The 18,039-nt window shown below is 63.0% G+C and carries 19 protein-coding genes; 11 read left to right on the top strand and 8 right to left on the bottom strand.

Annotated features, from left to right (window positions below; genetic code table 11):
- The first annotated feature begins 52 nt into the window (after window positions 1-52).
- Window positions 53-1,279, top strand: a complete 1,227-nt coding sequence (locus tag NX775_RS03915) for an alpha/beta hydrolase (protein ID WP_258834792.1) — start codon at window positions 53-55, stop codon at window positions 1,277-1,279.
- A 341-nt stretch (window positions 1,280-1,620) separates the two neighbouring features.
- Here NX775_RS03915 and NX775_RS03910 read toward each other — a convergent pair whose 3' ends face one another.
- Entirely contained in the window at window positions 1,621-2,691 is a 1,071-nt protein-coding gene (locus NX775_RS03910; protein WP_258834791.1) for an AraC family transcriptional regulator, read from the bottom strand.
- Window positions 2,692-2,915: 224 nt separating this feature from the next.
- Here NX775_RS03910 and NX775_RS03905 point away from each other — a divergent pair, with 224 nt between their 5' ends.
- Window positions 2,916-4,472, top strand: coding sequence for a glycerol-3-phosphate dehydrogenase/oxidase (locus NX775_RS03905; protein ID WP_258834790.1), 1,557 nt, complete (start codon window positions 2,916-2,918; stop codon window positions 4,470-4,472).
- A 9-nt stretch (window positions 4,473-4,481) separates the two neighbouring features.
- Here NX775_RS03905 and NX775_RS03900 read toward each other — a convergent pair whose 3' ends face one another.
- The 3 genes from NX775_RS03900 to NX775_RS03890 form a co-directional block, all read right to left on the bottom strand.
- The gene (locus tag NX775_RS03900; protein ID WP_258834789.1) at window positions 4,482-5,840 is read right to left on the bottom strand and encodes a diguanylate cyclase; all 1,359 of its coding nucleotides are present in this window, start codon (window positions 5,838-5,840) and stop codon (window positions 4,482-4,484) included.
- A 160-nt stretch (window positions 5,841-6,000) separates the two neighbouring features.
- Window positions 6,001-7,194 carry an aminotransferase-like domain-containing protein gene (locus tag NX775_RS03895; RefSeq protein WP_258834788.1) on the bottom strand — a complete coding sequence of 398 codons (1,194 nt, stop codon included), beginning with the start codon at window positions 7,192-7,194 and terminating at the stop codon, window positions 6,001-6,003.
- A 161-nt stretch (window positions 7,195-7,355) separates the two neighbouring features.
- Complete coding sequence (locus tag NX775_RS03890; RefSeq protein ID WP_258834787.1) at window positions 7,356-7,817, bottom strand: RidA family protein; 462 nt, start codon at window positions 7,815-7,817, stop codon at window positions 7,356-7,358.
- 204 nt (window positions 7,818-8,021) lie between these two features.
- On the opposite strand from NX775_RS03890, the gene htpG reads away from it, so the two are divergent.
- Entirely contained in the window at window positions 8,022-9,941 is a 1,920-nt protein-coding gene (gene htpG / locus NX775_RS03885) for a molecular chaperone HtpG (RefSeq protein WP_258834786.1), read from the top strand.
- 93 nt (window positions 9,942-10,034) lie between these two features.
- Here htpG and NX775_RS03880 read toward each other — a convergent pair whose 3' ends face one another.
- Genes NX775_RS03880 through NX775_RS03865 form a run of 4 tightly spaced genes read right to left on the bottom strand, consistent with a single transcriptional unit; the run spans window position 10,035 to window position 12,646 of the window.
- Entirely contained in the window at window positions 10,035-10,424 is a 390-nt protein-coding gene (locus NX775_RS03880) for a GFA family protein (protein WP_258834785.1), read from the bottom strand.
- Window positions 10,425-10,961 carry a GNAT family N-acetyltransferase gene (locus NX775_RS03875; RefSeq protein WP_258834784.1) on the bottom strand — a complete coding sequence of 179 codons (537 nt, stop codon included), beginning with the start codon at window positions 10,959-10,961 and terminating at the stop codon, window positions 10,425-10,427.
- A gap of 3 nt (window positions 10,962-10,964) precedes the next feature.
- The gene (locus tag NX775_RS03870) at window positions 10,965-11,510 is read right to left on the bottom strand and encodes an RBBP9/YdeN family alpha/beta hydrolase (RefSeq protein ID WP_258834783.1); all 546 of its coding nucleotides are present in this window, start codon (window positions 11,508-11,510) and stop codon (window positions 10,965-10,967) included.
- Window positions 11,507-12,646 carry an acyltransferase family protein gene (locus tag NX775_RS03865; RefSeq protein WP_258834782.1) on the bottom strand — a complete coding sequence of 380 codons (1,140 nt, stop codon included), beginning with the start codon at window positions 12,644-12,646 and terminating at the stop codon, window positions 11,507-11,509. The genes NX775_RS03870 and NX775_RS03865 overlap by 4 nt, the downstream gene beginning before the upstream one ends.
- 202 nt (window positions 12,647-12,848) lie before the next feature.
- Between NX775_RS03865 and NX775_RS03860 the strand changes: the two genes are divergently transcribed.
- From NX775_RS03860 to NX775_RS03825, 8 genes are all read left to right on the top strand, one after another.
- Window positions 12,849-13,040: a hypothetical protein gene (locus NX775_RS03860; RefSeq protein ID WP_258834781.1), complete on the top strand. Its 192-nt coding sequence runs from the start codon at window positions 12,849-12,851 to the stop codon at window positions 13,038-13,040.
- Between the two features lie 179 nt (window positions 13,041-13,219).
- Window positions 13,220-13,537, top strand: coding sequence for a flagellar transcriptional regulator FlhD (gene flhD, locus NX775_RS03855; protein WP_183558046.1), 318 nt, complete (start codon window positions 13,220-13,222; stop codon window positions 13,535-13,537).
- A gap of 52 nt (window positions 13,538-13,589) precedes the next feature.
- Entirely contained in the window at window positions 13,590-14,180 is a 591-nt protein-coding gene (gene flhC / locus NX775_RS03850; RefSeq protein ID WP_258834780.1) for a flagellar transcriptional regulator FlhC, read from the top strand.
- Between the two features lie 22 nt (window positions 14,181-14,202).
- Window positions 14,203-14,988 (top strand): class I SAM-dependent methyltransferase, encoded by a 786-nt coding sequence (locus tag NX775_RS03845; RefSeq protein ID WP_258834779.1) that lies wholly within the window; start codon window positions 14,203-14,205, stop codon window positions 14,986-14,988.
- Window positions 14,989-15,135: 147 nt separating this feature from the next.
- On the top strand, window positions 15,136-15,990 hold the full coding sequence (motA, locus tag NX775_RS03840; RefSeq protein WP_258834778.1) for a flagellar motor stator protein MotA: 855 nt from the start codon (window positions 15,136-15,138) through the stop codon (window positions 15,988-15,990).
- A gap of 52 nt (window positions 15,991-16,042) precedes the next feature.
- Window positions 16,043-16,978, top strand: a complete 936-nt coding sequence (motB, locus tag NX775_RS03835; RefSeq protein ID WP_258835105.1) for a flagellar motor protein MotB — start codon at window positions 16,043-16,045, stop codon at window positions 16,976-16,978.
- 34 nt (window positions 16,979-17,012) lie between these two features.
- Complete coding sequence (locus NX775_RS03830; RefSeq protein WP_258834777.1) at window positions 17,013-17,561, top strand: chemotaxis protein; 549 nt, start codon at window positions 17,013-17,015, stop codon at window positions 17,559-17,561.
- A gap of 77 nt (window positions 17,562-17,638) precedes the next feature.
- Window positions 17,639-18,004: a response regulator gene (locus tag NX775_RS03825; protein WP_183558064.1), complete on the top strand. Its 366-nt coding sequence runs from the start codon at window positions 17,639-17,641 to the stop codon at window positions 18,002-18,004.
- Window positions 18,005-18,039: the final 35 nt, after the last annotated feature.

The raw sequence follows: 18,039 nt of genomic DNA, 5'->3' as shown, positions 1-18,039 counted from the left end.
AGAGGAAGATATGGTCACGAATCGTCCGTTGGAAAACGGGTACGGATCGAGGATGTTTCGTAGTCTGATGTTGCAGGCATTTGCGGCAATGCTGATTGCCGGATGCGCGACATCACCCGCTGAATATCCTGACCGACCCGTGGCAGCACCGGCGCCGGTAATGGAACCTCCCCCAGAGCCTGTGCCGGCGGCTGCACCGGTTGCAGAAGTCCGGGAAACAAACCCGGTCCAAACGATAGCGGCGCCGGCACCAGCGCAAGTAAAATCATTCATTCTGCCAGCCGATGGTGTGCTACTGACCCAGGTATATTACGCCACCGATCGCACCCGCTCCGGCAGAACGTTCAGTGCGAAGCCCGCCGATCCTGCAGCGTCACTGTCATACGGCTCGGTCGTGGTGAGCTTGCCAACCAAGAGGGTATTGGGCACGGTTCCGCTCATGCCATGGTATGACGAATCCACCAGCAATAAAGAGCGGAAGTACGTGCTCCTGCATCCGTTGCGGGCGATGACGGCGGCGCAGTTCTTCTCGAATGTCTCCGGGGCCACTTTCAGCACGCCGGCGAAAGCGGCCTTTATTTATATCCACGGATATAACAACTCGTTTGACGACGCGGCGCGGCGGACCGGCCAGATTGCAGTTGACCTCAATTTGCCAGTCGTTCCAGTGATGTACAGCTGGCCGTCGACTGCGAAAATTACAGGCTACGGACGAGACCTGAAAAACGCGAACGCGTCCATTACCCATCTTGAGGCATTCTTCCGTGATTTTGCCGAGCGCTCCGACGCAAAACAAATCTTCGTGATAGCGCACAGCATGGGTAATTTGGTCACGACCAACGCGCTGAAATCGCTGTTTGCCAATCGCAGCGACTTGAGCACGAAGTTCACTCAGGTTGTTCTGGCCGCCCCCGATATTGATCCGGACGTATTCAGAAAAGAGATTGCTCCAAGGTTCAGTGAATTAAAAATGCCCGTTACGATCTATTCGTCGAGGCATGACAGGGCACTGAAGGCGTCGGTTGCTTATCACACTCGCCTGAGAATGACGCGTCTGCGACTTGGACATCCGGACGCTATCGTCGGCAAGATCGATGGTGTCGATTTTGTCGATGCATCCGTACTCAGGACCAATTTTATGGGGCATGACTATGTCGCGAGCAATCGTGCCATGCTCACAGATATGGCCCAGATGTTCAAAAGCGGTACACGGGCCAAAGACAGGGTAGGACTGTTTGGCGAGCCCATGCCGGTACCAGAGCGGTGGCGATTTCCCTGATTCTGGCGAATAGCACGTTCATGGCAGCACGGTCGCCATGACGTTCGTGGCACCGTGGACCGTCTTGAATCCCATATGGTCGGCGCGCGAGTCCGCCTCTTGTGCGTCGGGCGTAGAGGCATGGTAGCAGATGCTGTAGCTGGTGTGGCCACGTCACGCTCCTGTCCGGCGCGTTTCGCCAGTCATCGCTCGACGAGCGTTTTGCCGCCAGCACGAGATCGAGCTGCGATTGCGAGTAATGTCGCCCGACGTTGAATTGATGGTCCATACCATCGTCGGAACCGACCTGGTGGCGACGATGCCAAGCCGCCTGACCAGGATCTGCGCCGGCCGCCACCCGATCACGCTGTTGGAGCCGCCAATGGCCGTGCCACCGCAGCCTGCGTGCGCCATGCGCCGGGATTGACCCCGCTCCACTCGCGAAACGCGTGCGTGAACGCGCTCTGGTCCTGAAATCCCAGCAAAAAAGCGACGTCGGCCAGCCCCAGCTCGCGCCGCCGCAAATAGTCCTGCGCAAGAGCGAAGCGCACGCCATCGAGCACCTGCTGGAAGCTCGAGCCGGCGTCGGCCAGCTTGCGCTGCAATGTGCGCACCGACAATCCCAGTTCTGCCGCCACCGGCGCCAGGCGTGCCTGGCCATCGGGCAGCCGTTGCGTCAGCGCAGCCGTCACCAGCGCCACGATGCCGTCAACACCCTTGGCGCGCTGCGCCAGCAGTCCCTCGGCATGCTGGTGGAGTACCGGATAAAGGCTGGGGTCGGCGTTCGGCACTGGCATGTCGAGTAGCGCCACGTCGAAGGCAGCGCAGTGGCGCGGCGCGTCGAAGGTGGGCACACTGCCCAGCACGCGCCGGTATTCGTCGTGGCCGTGGCCGGGATCGGCGTGCCGGAAGCGCATCGCCTGAGGTGTCAGCGGTCGGCCTGCCATCCAACTGCCGAACACGGCAATGCCGGCATACACGCTTTCGGCCAGGTGACGCGTAGCGTCCGGATAGCGGCTAATCCATTCATACTGTGCCTGCGGGCCTTCGATCCCCAGCCGGCTGCGGCCCAGGTCATGCGCGAGCGATTCATAGCGCTGGGTCAGCGCCATCGCATGGCCGAAACTGCTGCAGGCCAGTAGCAGCAGGCCGTATGCGCTGTAGGTTGCGGGCCGCACCTGTTCACCGACATGCAGGCCGAAAAACGGATCGTTTGCCAGTCGCGCGCCAGCATCGAGCAGGGCGATGTAGCGTGCTGTCGGCAGGGTGGCGGGGAGCGGCTCGAGTGCATCCGCGGCAAGGCCAACGGCGTCAGCAAGCGCGTCGCGCGTCACACCGCGTGCGAGCGCAGCATCGAGCAGCGCCTGCAGGTAGGCGCCAGTCACGCGGGCGTGATTGGGCAAGTGTGGCGTGATGGAGCAAGGCGATGGCATGAATGCGCAATACAGTTGGCGAAGCCCTGACTAGTCTGGCAAAAAGGGCAACTTGTGCCCAGTATAACGGGAAGCGTATCGATGCAGCGTTGGAATGGCTGGAGTAACAAGGTAATGGCGGTGCGACTGCAAGACCGGCCCCGGGCGCTGGATGCCCGGCGATGTGTGGTGTTGCGCCGGTCCGGCCCCGACGGCTGCATGCGCACCGCCTGTATGGTGCGGCCATGATGACGTTCCCGCCACCGCGCGATTGGGACGTGCTCGTGATCGGCGGCGGCATCACGGGCGCCGGCGTCCTGCTCGAAGCGGCGCGGCGCGGCCTCAAAACGCTGCTGGTCGAGCAGGCCGACTTTGGCTGCGGCACCTCGAGCCGCTCGTCGAAACTGATGCATGGCGGCCTGCGCTATCTGGCTGCTGGCAGCCTGCGCCGCACGCGCGATGCGGTGGCCGAGCGCGAGGCGCTGCTGCGCGCAGCGCCCGGTCTGGTCGATGCGCAGCCATTCGCGTTCGCCAACCATGGCGCCGACCTCACGCGTCGCCTGGGCCTGCTGTCGATGCTGCGCGTGGTCGACCTGCTCACGGGCCGGCGCGAACCGCAATGGCAGCGCCAGGACGCGCTGCGCAAACCGGCGCCGGATGCGCCCGATCCGCGCAGCGCCGGCAGCATCCGCTATACCGACGCCAAGACCGACGATGCGCGCCTCGTGCTGCGCGTGCTGGGCGAGGCGCGCACCCATGGCGCGGTGGCCTGCAATTATGTGACGGTGCAATCGCTCGTGCGCGATGGCGGTAAGGTGCATGGCGCCTTGCTGCGCGACGAGCGCACCGGCGCCGAGACTGCCGTGCGCGCCCGCCTGGTGATCGACGCTACCGGCGCGCCGCCGGCGCCTGCCAACGCTGGCGCCAACGACAATGCGCCGCGCCTGCGCTGGCTGCGCGGCAGCCACCTGCTGCTGCCGGCCGACCGCCTGCCACTGACCGAAGCCGTCAGCCTGCTGCATCCGCTCGACGGTCGTCCCGTGTTTGCGTTTCCGTGGGAGGGCGTGACGCTGGTGGGCACGGCCGACATCGACCAGGCCGACGACGTCAACGCCCAGCCGAGCATCACGCGCCGCGAATTCGATTACCTGATGGCGGCCGTGCAGGCCCAGTTCGCGCCGCTGGCGCTGGTCGATGCCGACGTGCTGGCCACGTTTGCCGGCGTGCGCCTCGTGTTCGACAGCGGCAGCGACGGCGTATCGATCAGCGACAAGCGCGAGCATCTGGTGTGGTCCGAACCCGGCCTGGTGTCGGTCGCGGGCGGCACGCTGACCACGTTCCGCCTGGCCGCGCGCGACGTGCTGCGCGAAGCGGCGCGCCAGTTGCCGGGGTGGCAGATGCGCACCGAGCGTGGCGCCGTGTTTGCGCGCGCCAGTGCGCCGGCGCGGCGCGACCTCCCGCCCAATGTGCTGCGCCGGCTGACGGGCCGCCACGGCGCGCACGTCAAGGCGCTGCTCTCCGCCGCCCACGCAGGCGAGCTCGAATGCATTCCGGGCACGCACACGCTGTGGGCCGAGCTGCGCTGGGCGGCGCGCGCCGAACAGGTGTACCGCCTCGACGACCTGCTGCTGCGCCGCACGCGCCTGGGCATCCAGCTGACGGATGGCGGCGCCGCCCTCATGGGCCGGGTGCGCGCGATCTGTCAGAAAGAGCTGGGGTGGGACGATGCGCAGTGGGAGGCGCAGGAAAAACGGTATATCGCGGCCTGGCGGTTGCAGCACGCGGTGCCGCCTTCCGTGTAGCCGGCAGGCTCAGGGCGCGCGGCCGCCGCGCACGGTGTCCAGCGTCGTCCCCGCCTGCAGCATGACGACCTGATTGCGCCCGCGCGCCTTGGCCTCGTACATGGCCCGGTCGGCCGAGATGAACAGTGAGCGCAGATCGTCGAACAGCGTCGGCACGATGCAGGCCACGCCCACACTGGCCGTGACCACGCTGGCGCACTCGGCGCGCGGGTTCGGCATGGCCAGACGCTCGATGTGGGCGCGGATCGTTTCACCGAGACTCGCGGCGTTTGCGGCGCTGGTATCGGCCAACAGCACGACGAATTCCTCGCCGCCATAGCGCGCCGCCAGATCGGTCGGGCGCATCGCATGCGATTGCAGCGCTTCGGCGATCGCCTGCAGGCAGGTGTCGCCGGCGGCGTGGCCCAGGCTGTCGTTGTAGCCCTTGAAATGGTCGACGTCGATCACGATCAGCGACAGCGGCTGGCCGTTCCTGATCGCGCGCTGCCATTCTTTTTCGAGAAAGGCGTCGAAGTGGCGGCGGTTGGCGATGCGTGTGAGCGGGTCGACCAGCGCGGCATGCTGCAGCGCCGTCTCGGACTGCTTGTGGTGCGTGATGTCGTGCAGCAGGATCACGAACAGGGTTTCGTCGCCGGCCATCGGCGACAGGCCCAAGTCGATCGCGCGCAGTGCGCCGTCGGGCTGGCGCAGCAGCACTTCGCGCGTGCCGCGGCAGCGTGCAGCAGCATGCTCGTCCGACGGGTTGGCGAAGAAGGCGGCGTAGTCGTGGGCCGCCGGCGGCTCGAGCAGGTCGCACAGCGGGCGCCCGACGAGCAGGCTGCGCGGCTGCGCCAGGAAGCCTTCGCTGGCGGGGTTGGCAAAGGCGATGCACCCGCTTGCGTCGACGAGCATCAGGCCTTCATCCATCCCGTCGACGACCAGCTGGAGGCGCTCGGCTTGCTGTTTCTGGCTGTCGCTGCTGCTGCGCAGGCGCAGCTGGGCGCGCACACGCGCGCAGACTTCGGCCATGCGCACGGGTTTGGCGATGTAATCGGCGGCGCCAGTGTCGAAGCCGGCGACGACGTCATCGGTCTCGCCACATTCGGTGATGAAGATGACGGGAATATGGGCGGTGTCGGGCGCGCGCTTGAGGCGGCGGCAGATTTCCAGGCCGTCGAGGTCGGGCAGGCGGACGTCAAGCAGGATCAGGTCGGGCTGCACGCGCAGCGCGATGTCGAGCGCGCGTTTGCCGGTGCCGGCGACGAAGGTCTGGTAACCCTGCTGTCGCATCATGTCCTGCAACAGGCCGACGCTGTCGGGGGCGTCGTCGACGATCAGAATGGCGGATTGGCGCGCCGGAGCTGCAAGCGCTAGAGCAGGGTGCATCATCAATTGCGGAAAGACCTCATCAGTGTGCGGAAATCATAACCGCAATCCGAAGTAATCAGACAACTGATCTTGCCAGAAACCCACTATGCGATACAGTTGTTGCAATAATGCAACTGAACCGTGATTGGCCCGCGAATGATTCGCGGGCCAATTGGGGGTATTACAGCATGCCGGCGATGAGCTTGCCGAGGATGGCGATGCCTTCGCGGATGCGTTCCGGCGGCACCGTCACGAACGACAGGCGCAGCGTGTTCGACGCCGGATCGTTGGCATAGAACGGCGCGCCCGGCACGAAGGCCACTTTGGCGGCCAGCGACTGCTCGAGCAGTTTCATGGCGTCGATCTGCTGTGGCAGCGTGACCCAGATGAACATGCCGCCTTCCGGTTCGGTCCAGCTGACGCTCGTCGGGAAATGTTCTTTCATCGCGTCGAGCATGCACTGGCACTGGTCGCTGTACAGCTTGCGGATGGTCGGGATGTGCTCGTCGAGGAAACCGTCCTTGACGACTTCATGCACGACCATCTGCGTGAGCTGCGCGGTGTGCAGGTCGGCGGCCTGCTTGGCCAGCTCGAGGCGGCGCACCAGCGGCAGCGGGGCGCACACATAGCCCAGGCGAATGCCGGGCGTGAGCACCTTCGAGAACGAGCCCATGTAGATGACGCCGTCCGGGTTCATCGCGACCATCTTCGGCATCGGCTCGCCGCGGTACGACAGCGAACCGTACGGATCGTCCTCGATCAGCGGGATGGCCAGGCGTGCGCAGGTTTCCACCAGTTCGCGACGGCGCTCGAGCGACAGGCTGCGGCCGGTCGGGTTCTGGAAGTTCGGCAGCGAATACAGCATGCGTGCGCCCTTGGCGACGGCGTCGATCGACGACGGCACCAGGCCATGTTCGTCGGTGTCGACCGATTTGAATTCGGGGCGGTACACCGAGAACGCCTGCAGCGCGCCCAGGTAGCTCGGGGTTTCGACCAGCACGCGGCTGCCTTCGTCGACCAGCACCTTGCCGAGCAGGTCGAGCGCCTGTTGCGAGCCGGACGTCATCAGGATCTGTTCCGGCAGGATGGTCGAGCCTTCTGTCGACAACGAATTGGCAATCCATTCGCGCAGTGGCGCGTAACCGTCGGTCGGGCCGTATTGCAGCGCCACTTTGCCGGCCTCGCTCAGCACCTTGTCATAGGCCGCTTTCATGCGCTCGACCGGGAAGGTCGCAGGCGATGGCAGGCCGCCGGCGAACGAAATGATGTCCGGACGCTGGGTGATCTTCAGGATTTCGCGGATGAAGGAGCTTTGCAGCTGCGCGGCGCGTTCCGAGAACTGCCACTGGATAGGATTGGGGTTTTCGATTTTCATACTTGTCTCGCAGGAAGGGGCACGGTCGTGCCGGGCCATTATAGAACACGCCGGGTAGGCGATCTCTTGTCGGCGGACGGCGCCGGGTCAGCGCCACCCGTAATGACAGTAAAGGAAACACCGGCGAATGTGCGCCGGTTATTGCCACACAAACGCTGTGTTTATGCCACTTCGACGATCATTTCGATTTCGACGCAGGTGCCACGCGGCAGCGATGCGACGCCAAAGGCCGAACGCGCGTGCTTGCCGGCGTCGCCAAATACCTCGCCGATCAGCTCCGACGCGCCGTTCGTGACCAGGTGCTGTTCGTTGTACTCCGGGGTCGATGCGACCAGGCTCATGAGCTTGACGATGCGCTTGACGCGGGTCAGGTCGCCGCCGACGGCTTCCTGCAGCGTGCCGATCAGGTCGATGGCGACCGAGCGTGCAGCAGCCTGGCCGTCCGCGGTGGTCTTGTCGCGGCCCAGGATGCCGGCGTTCGGCGAACCGTCGGCATTCTTGGCGATGTGGCCCGAGATGAACACGAGGTTGCCGGTCTGGACGTACATGACGTAGGCTGCGGCCGGGGTGGCTGGCGCTTCCAGCGTGATGTTCAGTTCTTTGAGTTTGTCGTAGACGGTCATGGAATTTCCAGGGTGCGTGAATGAATCCGGTATTGTACGTCGAGCCGGCGGCACTGCCCAATCACCGGCTTTTGGGGGCACCCATGTCGGGAGTCATGGGCGCCGCGCGATATTGCTTATCAAAAATATCTCTTGAAATCCCCCGGCAGGGCCACATATGCGTCCGGGTCTGACCAACCCCTATTGTCTTTAACGAGGAACAAGATGGCACATGCCGAAAAAGAAACCCTTGGATTTCAGGCTGAAGTAAAACAGCTGCTGCAACTGATGATTCACTCCTTGTACTCCAACAAGGAAATCTTCCTGCGCGAACTGATCTCGAACGCGTCGGATGCCTCCGACAAGCTGCGCTTCGAGGCGATCAACAACGACGCCCTGTACGGCAACGACCACGAACTGAAAATCAAGGTGGCGTTCGACGCCGCCGCCAAGACGATCACGATCTCGGACAACGGTATCGGCATGAACCGTGACGAAGTGATCTCGCACCTGGGCACCATCGCCAAGTCGGGCACCAAGGAATTCTTCAGCAAGCTCTCCGGCGACCAGCAGCAGGACGCGGCGCTGATCGGCCAATTCGGCGTGGGCTTCTATTCGGGCTTCATCGTCGCGTCGAAAATCACCGTCGAAACCCGCCGCGCAGGCGCGGATGCATCCGAAGGCGTGCGCTGGGAGTCTGCCGGTGAAGGCGACTACAGCATCGAACAGATCGAAAAGGCCGGTCGCGGCACAGACGTGATCCTGCACCTGCGCGACGGCGAAGAAGAACTGCTGTCGGCCTGGAAGCTCAAGTCGATCATCCGCAAATACTCCGACCACATCTCGCTGCCGATCGTGATGCAGAAAGAAGAGTGGGACGAAGAAAAGAAAGAAACCGTCCTGAAGGACGACGTCGAGACCGTGAACCAGGCCAGCGCACTGTGGGCACGTTCGAAGAACGACATCACCGAAGAGCAGTACAACGAGTTCTACAAGCACGTTTCGCACGACTTCCAGGAACCGCTGACCTACACCCACAACCGGGTCGAGGGCCGCAGCGAATACACGCAGCTGCTGTACGTGCCAGCGCACGCGCCGTTCGACCTGTGGGACCGCAACAAGCGCGGCGGCATCAAGCTGTACGTCAAGCGCGTCTTCATCATGGACGACGCCGAGCAGCTGATGCCGACCTATCTGCGCTTCATCAAGGGCGTGATCGACTCGAGCGACCTGCCACTGAACGTCTCGCGTGAAATCCTGCAGGAGTCGCGCGACGTGCGCGTGATCCGCGAAGGCTCAACCAAGCGCGTGCTGGGTATGCTGGAAGAAATGGCGAACTCGGAAGAGCAAGCCGGCAAGGACAAGTACGCGACCTTCTGGAAGGAATTCGGCCAGGTGCTCAAGGAGGGCGTGGGCGAAGATGCGACCAACAAGGACCGCATCGCCAAGCTGCTGCGCTTTGCGTCGACCGCAAATGACTCAGACGCCCAGACCGTCTCGTTCACCGACTATATCGGCCGCATGAAAGAAGGCCAGGACAAGATCTATTACGTCACGGCTGATAACTACAACGCCGGCAAGAACAGCCCGCACCTGGAAATCTTCCGCAAGAAGGGCGTCGAAGTCATCCTGATGACCGACCGCGTCGACGAGTGGATGCTGTCGTTCTTCACCGAGTTCGAAGGCAAGGAACTGGTGTCGGTTGCCAAGGGCGGCCTGGACCTGGGCGCGCTGGAAGACGAGGCCGAGAAGAAGGAACATGCCGAGACCGAAGCCGGTTACAAGGAACTGGTCGAGAGCATGAAGGGCGCGCTGGGCGAGAAGGCCAAGGAAGTACGCGTGACGTTCCGCCTGACCGATTCGCCGGCCTGCCTGGTGGCGGATGACAACGAGCTGTCGGGCAACCTGCTGCGCATGCTCAAGGCCGCGGGCCAGGACGCGCCGGAATCCAAGCCGATCCTCGAGATCAACCCGGACCACCCGCTGGTGCAGCGCCTGAAGTACGAAGACACGACGAGCCCACGCTTTGCCGACTGGTCGCACATCCTGTTCGATCAGGCGATGCTGGCCGAAGGCGGCAGCCTGAGCAATCCGGCGTCGTTCGTGAAGCGCCTCAACGAAATGCTGCTCTCTGGCGCGAAGTAAGCGCTTGATCCGTTAGTGTAAAAGCCGCTGCTCCCGTTACCGGGAGCGGTGGCTTTTTTTTTGGTGAGCGCTGATTGCGCGCTGCTGCTCCACCTACAAGTGACGCACCTCGGCTGGCGCTGTATGCCAGTTGTCGTTACGCCCGTCGATGTAGCGCACCGGACCCGCCATCAGCGCATCGACCGGCAGATCGTCCAGGCTGGCGACTGTTACCGCAACGAACGGTCCCGCCGCGACGGTCGTGAAGACATGGACGCCGCACACGCTGCAAAACGCGTGGCCATCACGGCGCGCACCGAAGCGGTAGTCGCGCAGCATCTCGTTGCCCTGCAACAGGCGAAATGCCGCCGGCGCGATGACACAGCCCCAGAACCGCAGCTTGGTGCAGATCGAGCAGTCGCACTTGACCGTGCCAGCGGCCAGGTCGATGTCGGCCTCATAGCGTACCGAACCACAGTGGCAACTGCCGTGAAAGGTGGTCATTCAGGCATGCACGCCATGACGACGCGCCCAGGTGGCGCGGTCGATGCCGTACGCCGTGACAGACGTGCCATGCCACGTTTCCACGCCGCGATACGTCATGCCCAATTTTTCCATCACGCGCCGCGACGCGGCGTTCTCAGGGTCGCAGATCGCGCAGAGGAGCGGTACGCCCAGATCGTCGAAGGCAAAGCGTGCCATGCGCTCGGCTGCTTCGATCGCGTAACCCTGGCCCCAGCGATCGGGCCGCAGGCGCCAGCCGATTTCATGCGGGTTGGATGTGTCGTGCCCGAGATGCTGGATACAGCCGGCGCCGATCAACTCGCCCGAGTCGCGTTCGATCAGGCTCCACCACGCGTAGCCGAGTGTTTCCCAGCGCGCCTTGACCCGGGCAATCACGGCGTGCGTGTCGTCGGGTGTTTCGGGCTGGACGGAAATGAAGCGCATGACGAGCGGATCACTGTTAAGCCGGCGCAGGCCGTCGTAATGGGCATCCTGCATTGGCTCGAAGCGCAGCCGCGCGCTGTCCAGGATCGTCATCGTTTATTTGCTGATGTCAGCGCAAAACGCATCCAGCAAACGCAAGCCTTCGGGCCAGTCGCCATACCCTGAATCGGTGGTGACGTGGCCGGCGTCGCCGATCTCGACCAGTTTGCTGCCCCAGGCGTCGGCAAACGACTGGGTACGCTCGAGGCTGGCATACGGATCGTTCGTGCTCGCCACGATCATGCTGGGAAACGGCAGCGGCGTGCGGGGGACCGGCGCCCAGTTGCGGGCAGGGATCGGGAACGATGGCCGCTCGACGTCGCTGGGCGCTACGAGAAGGGCGCCGGCCACTTTCAGGGGCGAGCCGGACAGCGCCCAATGCGCGACCAGCATGCAGCCCAGGCTGTGCGCGACCAGCACCGGAGCGCCGCTGCAGCCGGCGATGGCTTCTTCCATCTCGGCCACCCACTCGTCGCGGTCGGGGTTGGTCCAGTCGCGGTGCTCCGCGCGGCGCCATGCTGGATGACGCTCGTGCCACAGCGATTGCCAGTGCTGGGGACCGGAGTTGAACAGGCCGGGCAGGATCAATACGTCACATGTCATCTTGTTTCTCCTTGATGGGGTTGGTCGGCGCCGGCGCCAGCGTGGCGCCGCAGCGGGCGCAGCGCGCGCTCGAACAGGCGCTTGAACACGTCCTTGCGCTGCTCGGTCAGCATGCCGAGCAATGCAGTAGCGAGGGCGACTGCAGCCGCCAGGACCAGTACGTCAGTCACGCTGGCGGGATCATGCGGATACACCTCGGACCAGCCGATCAGTACCAGCGCATGGGACAGGTACAGTGTCAGCGTATAGGCGGCGAACAGCCGGATGGGCCGCGCCACGCGCAGCAGGCCGGTAAAACCGGCGAAGCGGGCGCAGGCAAAGTTGAGCACGACGATCAGGCCGAAGGCATAGTCGGCCAGGAAACGGTCGGCGTTGCCGAGTGCGACGTACTGGCCGAGCCAGCTGGCACGCCCGGCCTCGCGCAGCAGTTCCTCGACGCCGTACGCCTCGTAGGCCACCAGCAAGACCATGCTCAGCGCCCAGCCGGCGCGCGCCGCTGTGCGGCCCAGGCTGTAGCGCGCCTGCCAGTGGTACAGCGCAACCCCTGCCAGCCAGACGGGCAGCAGGAGCCACAGCTTGTAACCCATGACGGCCAGCAGCAGGGCAATTGCCGGCAGGCGCCATGGACGGCGCACGTAGCAGGCGACGCCGAACAGTACATAGAACCAGACCTCGTAATTGAGCGACCACCAGGGGCCAAGCCAGGGCGGATGCTCGGACAGTCGCCACAGGTCGCCCATGAACAGCAGGTGAAACGGGATATAGAACCAGGGTTTGGCCACCTGGTAGCTCGCGTCCATGCCGGGGACGTGCGGGCCCTGGCTCAGGTAAGCGCACAGAAAGCCCAGCAGCAGCACGGGCAGGGCGACCGAATAGATCCGTGCCGCGCGCGCGACGGTGAAGTCGAGTGCATCGGGGCGGCGCATCTGCGTGGTGTACGCGATGACAAAGCCGGACAACACGAAGAAGGCCATGACCGATTCGCGGCCGAGCAGTGTCCAGTGCTCGGAGCCGGGAATCGTCACCAGCCTGAACATGCGCATATGCATCAGTACCACGGCCAGCGCGGCAAGGAAGCGGACCAGGTCGAGGTACACCGAGAACGGCTGGTTGAGGGGAGTAGGGGTAGTGCGCATCGTGTTAATAATAAAGCAAAACGTGGATTGCACGATTTTTGGCTGGGGGGCGATACGAAGAAAAAAAGTTCAAAATTTTTTGCAGCGAACCCTAAAGTTCCCGCAGGACCGTCCGATAACAGTCCCAGATAGGCAGTGAATCGCACCTATTTTTTAAAAATTGTGGCGAATCGCCCTAAAGTCGGCGGCGCGGCTGCCGTAAATGGAAGAGCAGGCAGGGTGGAGCAGTTTGGGTGGCTGCAAAAATGTTGAAAATTTTTTCAATCAGACCCTAAAGTTGCCCCGCGAGCTGCCGTTAAAGAGATTAGCGGCTGTTGCCGAGTGGCAAAATTGCGACAAATTCGTTTTGTTGCTGCATATCATCAAGGTGCTTTCCTGCACCAAACAGCCCTGATTTTTACCAGGGTTTCATAGGGAGCCAGATGGGTTTGTAAGACAAACTCCTATGGGTCCGTCTCGTCGTTCACTGACTGAAAATACAGACTTTCTCCAATTTGTGAATAGTTTCCCCACGGTCAGAATCTATCTCATCGGCAACACAACGGCAGCCGACACAACGACTGGAGAGAGAAAATGACGATGAACGACATGATGGCTGAAATTCGCGACGCTAACCTGAGCTACCTGATGCTGGCACAGCAAATGATCCGTGCCGACAAGGTCACCGCCATTTTCCGCCTGGGCGTCTCGGCCGACATCGCCGACCTGATCGAAGGCATGAGCAATGCGCAAATCCTGAAGCTTGCTGGCGGCAACATGATGCTGGCCCGCTTCCGCTTCGACGACAGCGCGATCCTGTCGATGCTGACGAGCCACACGAAGGACCGTAGCCTGGCCCAGTCGCACGCCGCCATCCTGATGGCCGGCCAGCCAGTCGAAGAGATCGTATAATCGCTGTCAGCGGTCTTGCTGTAAGGCCGACAGTGCCGGGAGCCGTATCGCCATGAGTAAAAAGAGCGTTGTCACCGAGGCGCAGGAAATCCAGCTCGCCATTGAACTGATCAACCTGGGCGCACGCCTGCAACTGCTCGAGACCGAAGTCTCGCTGTCGCGCGAACGCCTGCTCAAGCTGTACAAGGAGCTCAAGGGTGTCTCTCCACCCAAGGGCATGCTGCCGTTCTCGACCGACTGGTTCCTGACCTGGCAACCGAATATCCATTCGTCGTTGTTCATCAATATCCACCAGTTCCTGGTGGAGCATGCCGGCGCCACCGGCATCCAGGCCGTCATGAAGGCCTACAAACTCTACCTCGAACAAATGCCGCCGGCGCCGAACGAAGAGCCGTTGCTCTCGCTTACGCGCGCCTGGACGCTGGTACGCTTCTTCAATGGCGGCATGCTGCAGCTGGCCCCCTGCAGCAAGTGCCAGGGCAAGTTCATCGTCAATGCCCTCGATCTCAACAGCGACTACCTGTGTGGGCTGTGCCACATGCCGTCACGCGCAGGCAAGACGCGCAAGGCCAAGGAAGCGCTCGACCAGGCGCGCGCCGACGAAGAGGCCGAGGGCAGGGCCGCCGGCTTGGGCCCGGCCTGATCCAGCACGCCGGCAGCCTGCCTTGCCCGCATCACCGTCTTCCCCGTCGCCCCGGCGCCTGCTGGGCGCGCCCGCAGTCCGGGCGCTGCTGCTGCAGCTCGCTGCCTTTCCCCTCACGCTCGCCGTCATCTACCTGCTCGCCACGGGCGGCCTGACCGTCTCGTACTGGCACGTGGCGCTGGTCCAGGGTCTGCTTGCGGCAGGCCTGACCTGGTGGCGCGGCCTGGCGATCTGGTGGCGCGCGATCCAGTTCGGTTTTCCGCTGGCCCTGCTGGCCACCAGCACGCTGGCGATACCGCCGCTGGCATTTCTCGTCATCTTCGTGTTCCTGTTGCTGCTGTACTGGTCGACCTACCGCACGCAGGTGCCGTATTACCCGTCCGGCCGCAAGGTGTGGGAGGCCGTCGATGCCGCGCTGCCGCAGGGCAGGACGCTGCGCGTGATCGACATCGGCAGCGGCATCGGCGGGCTGGTGCTGGCGCTGCAGCGCCGCCGTTCGAACGCGCGCATCGAGGGCATCGAGCTTGCGCCCCTGCCATGGCTGGCCAGCTTCGTGCGCGCGAAGCTGGCGCGCAGCCCGGCTGTCTTCATCCGTGGCGACTATGAACAGCTCGACCTGGGCGACTATGACGCCGTGTTTGCCTACCTGTCCCCGGTCGCGATGACCGCGCTGTGGCGCAAGGCTGCGCGTGAGATGCGTCCCGGTTCGATGCTTTTCAGTTACGAATTCATCGTTGTCGGACAAACACCGACGCGTGTTGTGCATCCGTACACAGGTGGACCTGCTTTGTATATATGGGACTTTTAAGAGACAAACGGTGAGTTTCCAGGGTGGTTTTGCTTGCCGGACAGCACTTCTCCAGCTAAAGTAATTCCCTGAATAAACATTTTCTGAAATTACCGGTTCCGAGTCGACATGTCGCGACACGGCACGGGTTTTCTGGAGCAAAATCCTTTGTTAGTTATTGTTGGTTACATCATCGTCTGTGCCTGCGTGTTTGGTGGCTTTGCCTTGGCGGGTGGTCACCTTGCATCGCTGTGGCAGCCCATCGAGCTGTTGATGATCGGCGGCGCCGCGTTCGGCGCTCTGTTCGTCGGCAACAGCGGCAAGGCAATCAAGGCGACGCTCAAGGCGTTTCCCAGCATCTTCAAGGGCTCGAAGTACACGAAAGACATGTACATGGAACTCATGGCGCTGCAATTCGACGTGCTGTCCAAGGTCCGCAAGGAAGGCCTGATGTCGATCGAGGGCGATATCGAAGCCCCGGACGCATCGCCGCTGTTTTCCAAGTACCCGGCTGTCGTGTCCGACCATCACATCGTCGAATTCATGACCGATTACCTGCGCCTGATGGTGTCCGGCAATATGGACGCGATGCAGATCGAAAACCTGATGGACAACGAGATTGAGACGCACCACCACGAAGGCGCTATTCCGGCCCACGTGATTGCCAAGATCGGCGACGGCCTGCCGGCCTTCGGTATCGTGGCGGCGGTGATGGGCGTGGTCCACACGATGGAATCGGTCGGCTTGCCGCCGGCCGAGCTGGGCATCCTGATCGCCAAGGCGCTGGTCGGTACCTTCCTGGGTATTTTGCTGGCCTATGCATTCGTCAGCCCGCTGTCCACCGTGCTGGAGCAGAAACTCGAAGAGTCGACCAAGATGTTCCAGTGTGTGAAGGTGACGCTGCTGGCGAGCCTGAACGGCTATGCGCCGGCGCTGGCCGTCGAATTCGGCCGCAAGGTGCTGTACTCGACCGAGCGCCCGACCTTCGCCGAGCTCGAAGAACACATCAAGAAGAAGAAGTAAGCCGCGATGACCGCATTCGATCTTTCGCCGGCGTACACCAGGGAGCATGAGCGTGGCTGACGACAACGCACGTCCCATCGTCATCAAGCGCATCAAGAAGGTGGCCGCCGGCCACCACGGCGGCGCCTGGAAAATTGCGTACGCCGACTTCGTGACCGCGATGATGGCGTTCTTCCTGCTCATGTGGCTGCTGGGCTCGACCGCCAAGGGCGACCTGGTGGGCATCTCGGAATACTTCAAGACCCCGCTCAAGGTGGCAATGCAGGGTGGCTCCGGCTCGGGCGACTCGTCGTCGGTGATCAAGGGCGGCGGCGAAGACCTGACGCGCACCGCCGGCCAGGTCAAGCGCGGCGACTCGGCACCGGCCAACAAGAGCTACGACCTGCAGGCGGCCAAGGCCGCACTGGCGCGCGAAGAAGGCGAGCGCCTGAAAAACCTGAAGGCGCGCATCGAGTCGGCCATCGAAGTCAATCCGATGCTCAAGAAGTACCAGAACCAGCTGCTGCTCGACATCACCAGCGAAGGCTTGCGCATCCAGATCGTCGATGAAAAGAACCGCCCGATGTTCGCGATGGCCAAGGCCGAGCTGCAGCCGTACACGAAGGAAATCCTGCACATCATCGGCATGGTGCTCAACGAGGTGCCGAACAAGCTGGGAATTTCGGGGCATACCGATTCGACGCCGTATCACAGCGACGCCGGCTACAGCAACTGGGAACTGTCGGCCGACCGCGCCAACGCGTCGCGCCGCGAGATGGTGCTGGGCGGCCTGCAGGACGACAAGGTGCTGCGCGTGGTCGGGCTGGCCTCGGCCGCGCACCTGGATGCCACCGACCCGTTCAGCCCCATCAACCGGCGTATCAGCATCATCGTCATGAACAAGCGCACCGAAGACGCGGTGCGGCGCGATGCGTCCACACTGGACGTGCCGGCCGAGGATGTCGAGGCAGCAGCGACGGCAACGCTAAATGCGGTGAAACCGCGATGACCGACGCTGTGCGGGCAGGTTTGGAGAGAACACGATGACAAGAAAAAAGATACTCGGATCGCACGTCAAGCGCCTGCTCTCAGGCGTGTCGGTGCATGGCCGGCGCCACCTGACCGAAGTGGAAGCCGATCTGCTCCAGACCGAACTGCTGCTCGAAGAAGCCATCGACAAGCTCACCGGCAGCTTCGTGGCGGTGCACGCCGTCGTCGGCGCGCGCCAGGAAGCAATCGACCGCATGCTCGCCGGGGGCACGCTGTCGCTTGAGGATCGCGCGCTGCTGGGCTCGATGTCGGACGATGTGAGCGAGCACGTGAACACGGCGATCACCAGCATGCAGTTCCAGGACCTGACGGCGCAACTAATCGAGCGTACGCTGCGCCGCGTGGCGGGCTTGCGCGACTTTCTGGGCACGTTGAACGACCATGGCGAAGGGATCACGCCAGAGCACGGCAGCGACGAAATCGTCGACCGGCTGGGCCAGGTCAGCGTCGCACTGGCGATCCAGTCGCTGCAACTACGCAGCAAGCTGCGCAGGTCGGTCGAACAGAAACACCTGGAAAGCGGCGACGTCGAGCTGTTCTGACCGCGCCGCCGCCCCGTAGTCACCTAACAACCAATTCAACCCGGGTCCGCCCGGTGTAAAAACAGCAGGAGCACAAGATGGCAAAAACGATTCTCGCAGTCGACGATTCCAGTTCACTACGCCAGATGGTGGCTTTCAGTCTGAAGGCAGCCGGCTACCATGTGGTGGAAGCCGTGGACGGCCAGGACGGCCTCGACAAGGCGAAGCTGCAGGCCGTCGACCTGGTGCTGACCGACCAGAACATGCCGAAGATGGACGGCCTGGCGCTGATCAAGTCGCTGCGCTCGCTGCCCGGCTACGCGAAGACGCCCATCCTGATGCTCACCACCGAGTCGTCGGACGAAATGAAATCCAAGGGCCGTGCTGCCGGCGCCAATGGCTGGCTGGTCAAGCCGTTCGATCCGCAGCGCCTGATCGAGGTGGTCAAAAAAGTGATCGGTTAAGCCATGAATTTTGGCTTAGGCAACCACGAGCGGAC

This window comes from Massilia aurea (assembly GCF_024753205.1).
Taxonomy (GTDB): domain Bacteria; phylum Pseudomonadota; class Gammaproteobacteria; order Burkholderiales; family Burkholderiaceae_D; genus Telluria; species Telluria aurea.
The sequence above is the reverse complement of the archived record's forward strand: the minus strand, read 5'-3'. Positions and strand labels throughout refer to the sequence as shown.

What these genes read in the sequence shown, in the direction of transcription:
- NX775_RS03915 (WP_258834792.1), top strand. Translation starts at nt 53, where the DNA reads ATGTTTCGTAGTCTGATGTTGCAGGCATTTGCGGCAATGCTGATTGCC.
- NX775_RS03910 (WP_258834791.1), bottom strand. Translation starts at nt 2,691, where the DNA reads ATGCCATCGCCTTGCTCCATCACGCCACACTTGCCCAATCACGCCCGC.
- NX775_RS03905 (WP_258834790.1), top strand. Translation starts at nt 2,916, where the DNA reads ATGATGACGTTCCCGCCACCGCGCGATTGGGACGTGCTCGTGATCGGC.
- NX775_RS03900 (WP_258834789.1), bottom strand. Translation starts at nt 5,840, where the DNA reads ATGATGCACCCTGCTCTAGCGCTTGCAGCTCCGGCGCGCCAATCCGCC.
- NX775_RS03895 (WP_258834788.1), bottom strand. Translation starts at nt 7,194, where the DNA reads ATGAAAATCGAAAACCCCAATCCTATCCAGTGGCAGTTCTCGGAACGC.
- NX775_RS03890 (WP_258834787.1), bottom strand. Translation starts at nt 7,817, where the DNA reads ATGACCGTCTACGACAAACTCAAAGAACTGAACATCACGCTGGAAGCG.
- htpG (WP_258834786.1), top strand. Translation starts at nt 8,022, where the DNA reads ATGGCACATGCCGAAAAAGAAACCCTTGGATTTCAGGCTGAAGTAAAA.
- NX775_RS03880 (WP_258834785.1), bottom strand. Translation starts at nt 10,424, where the DNA reads ATGACCACCTTTCACGGCAGTTGCCACTGTGGTTCGGTACGCTATGAG.
- NX775_RS03875 (WP_258834784.1), bottom strand. Translation starts at nt 10,961, where the DNA reads ATGACGATCCTGGACAGCGCGCGGCTGCGCTTCGAGCCAATGCAGGAT.
- NX775_RS03870 (WP_258834783.1), bottom strand. Translation starts at nt 11,510, where the DNA reads ATGACATGTGACGTATTGATCCTGCCCGGCCTGTTCAACTCCGGTCCC.
- NX775_RS03865 (WP_258834782.1), bottom strand. Translation starts at nt 12,646, where the DNA reads ATGCGCACTACCCCTACTCCCCTCAACCAGCCGTTCTCGGTGTACCTC.
- NX775_RS03860 (WP_258834781.1), top strand. Translation starts at nt 12,849, where the DNA reads ATGGAAGAGCAGGCAGGGTGGAGCAGTTTGGGTGGCTGCAAAAATGTT.
- flhD (WP_183558046.1), top strand. Translation starts at nt 13,220, where the DNA reads ATGACGATGAACGACATGATGGCTGAAATTCGCGACGCTAACCTGAGC.
- flhC (WP_258834780.1), top strand. Translation starts at nt 13,590, where the DNA reads ATGAGTAAAAAGAGCGTTGTCACCGAGGCGCAGGAAATCCAGCTCGCC.
- NX775_RS03830 (WP_258834777.1), top strand. Translation starts at nt 17,013, where the DNA reads ATGACAAGAAAAAAGATACTCGGATCGCACGTCAAGCGCCTGCTCTCA.
- NX775_RS03825 (WP_183558064.1), top strand. Translation starts at nt 17,639, where the DNA reads ATGGCAAAAACGATTCTCGCAGTCGACGATTCCAGTTCACTACGCCAG.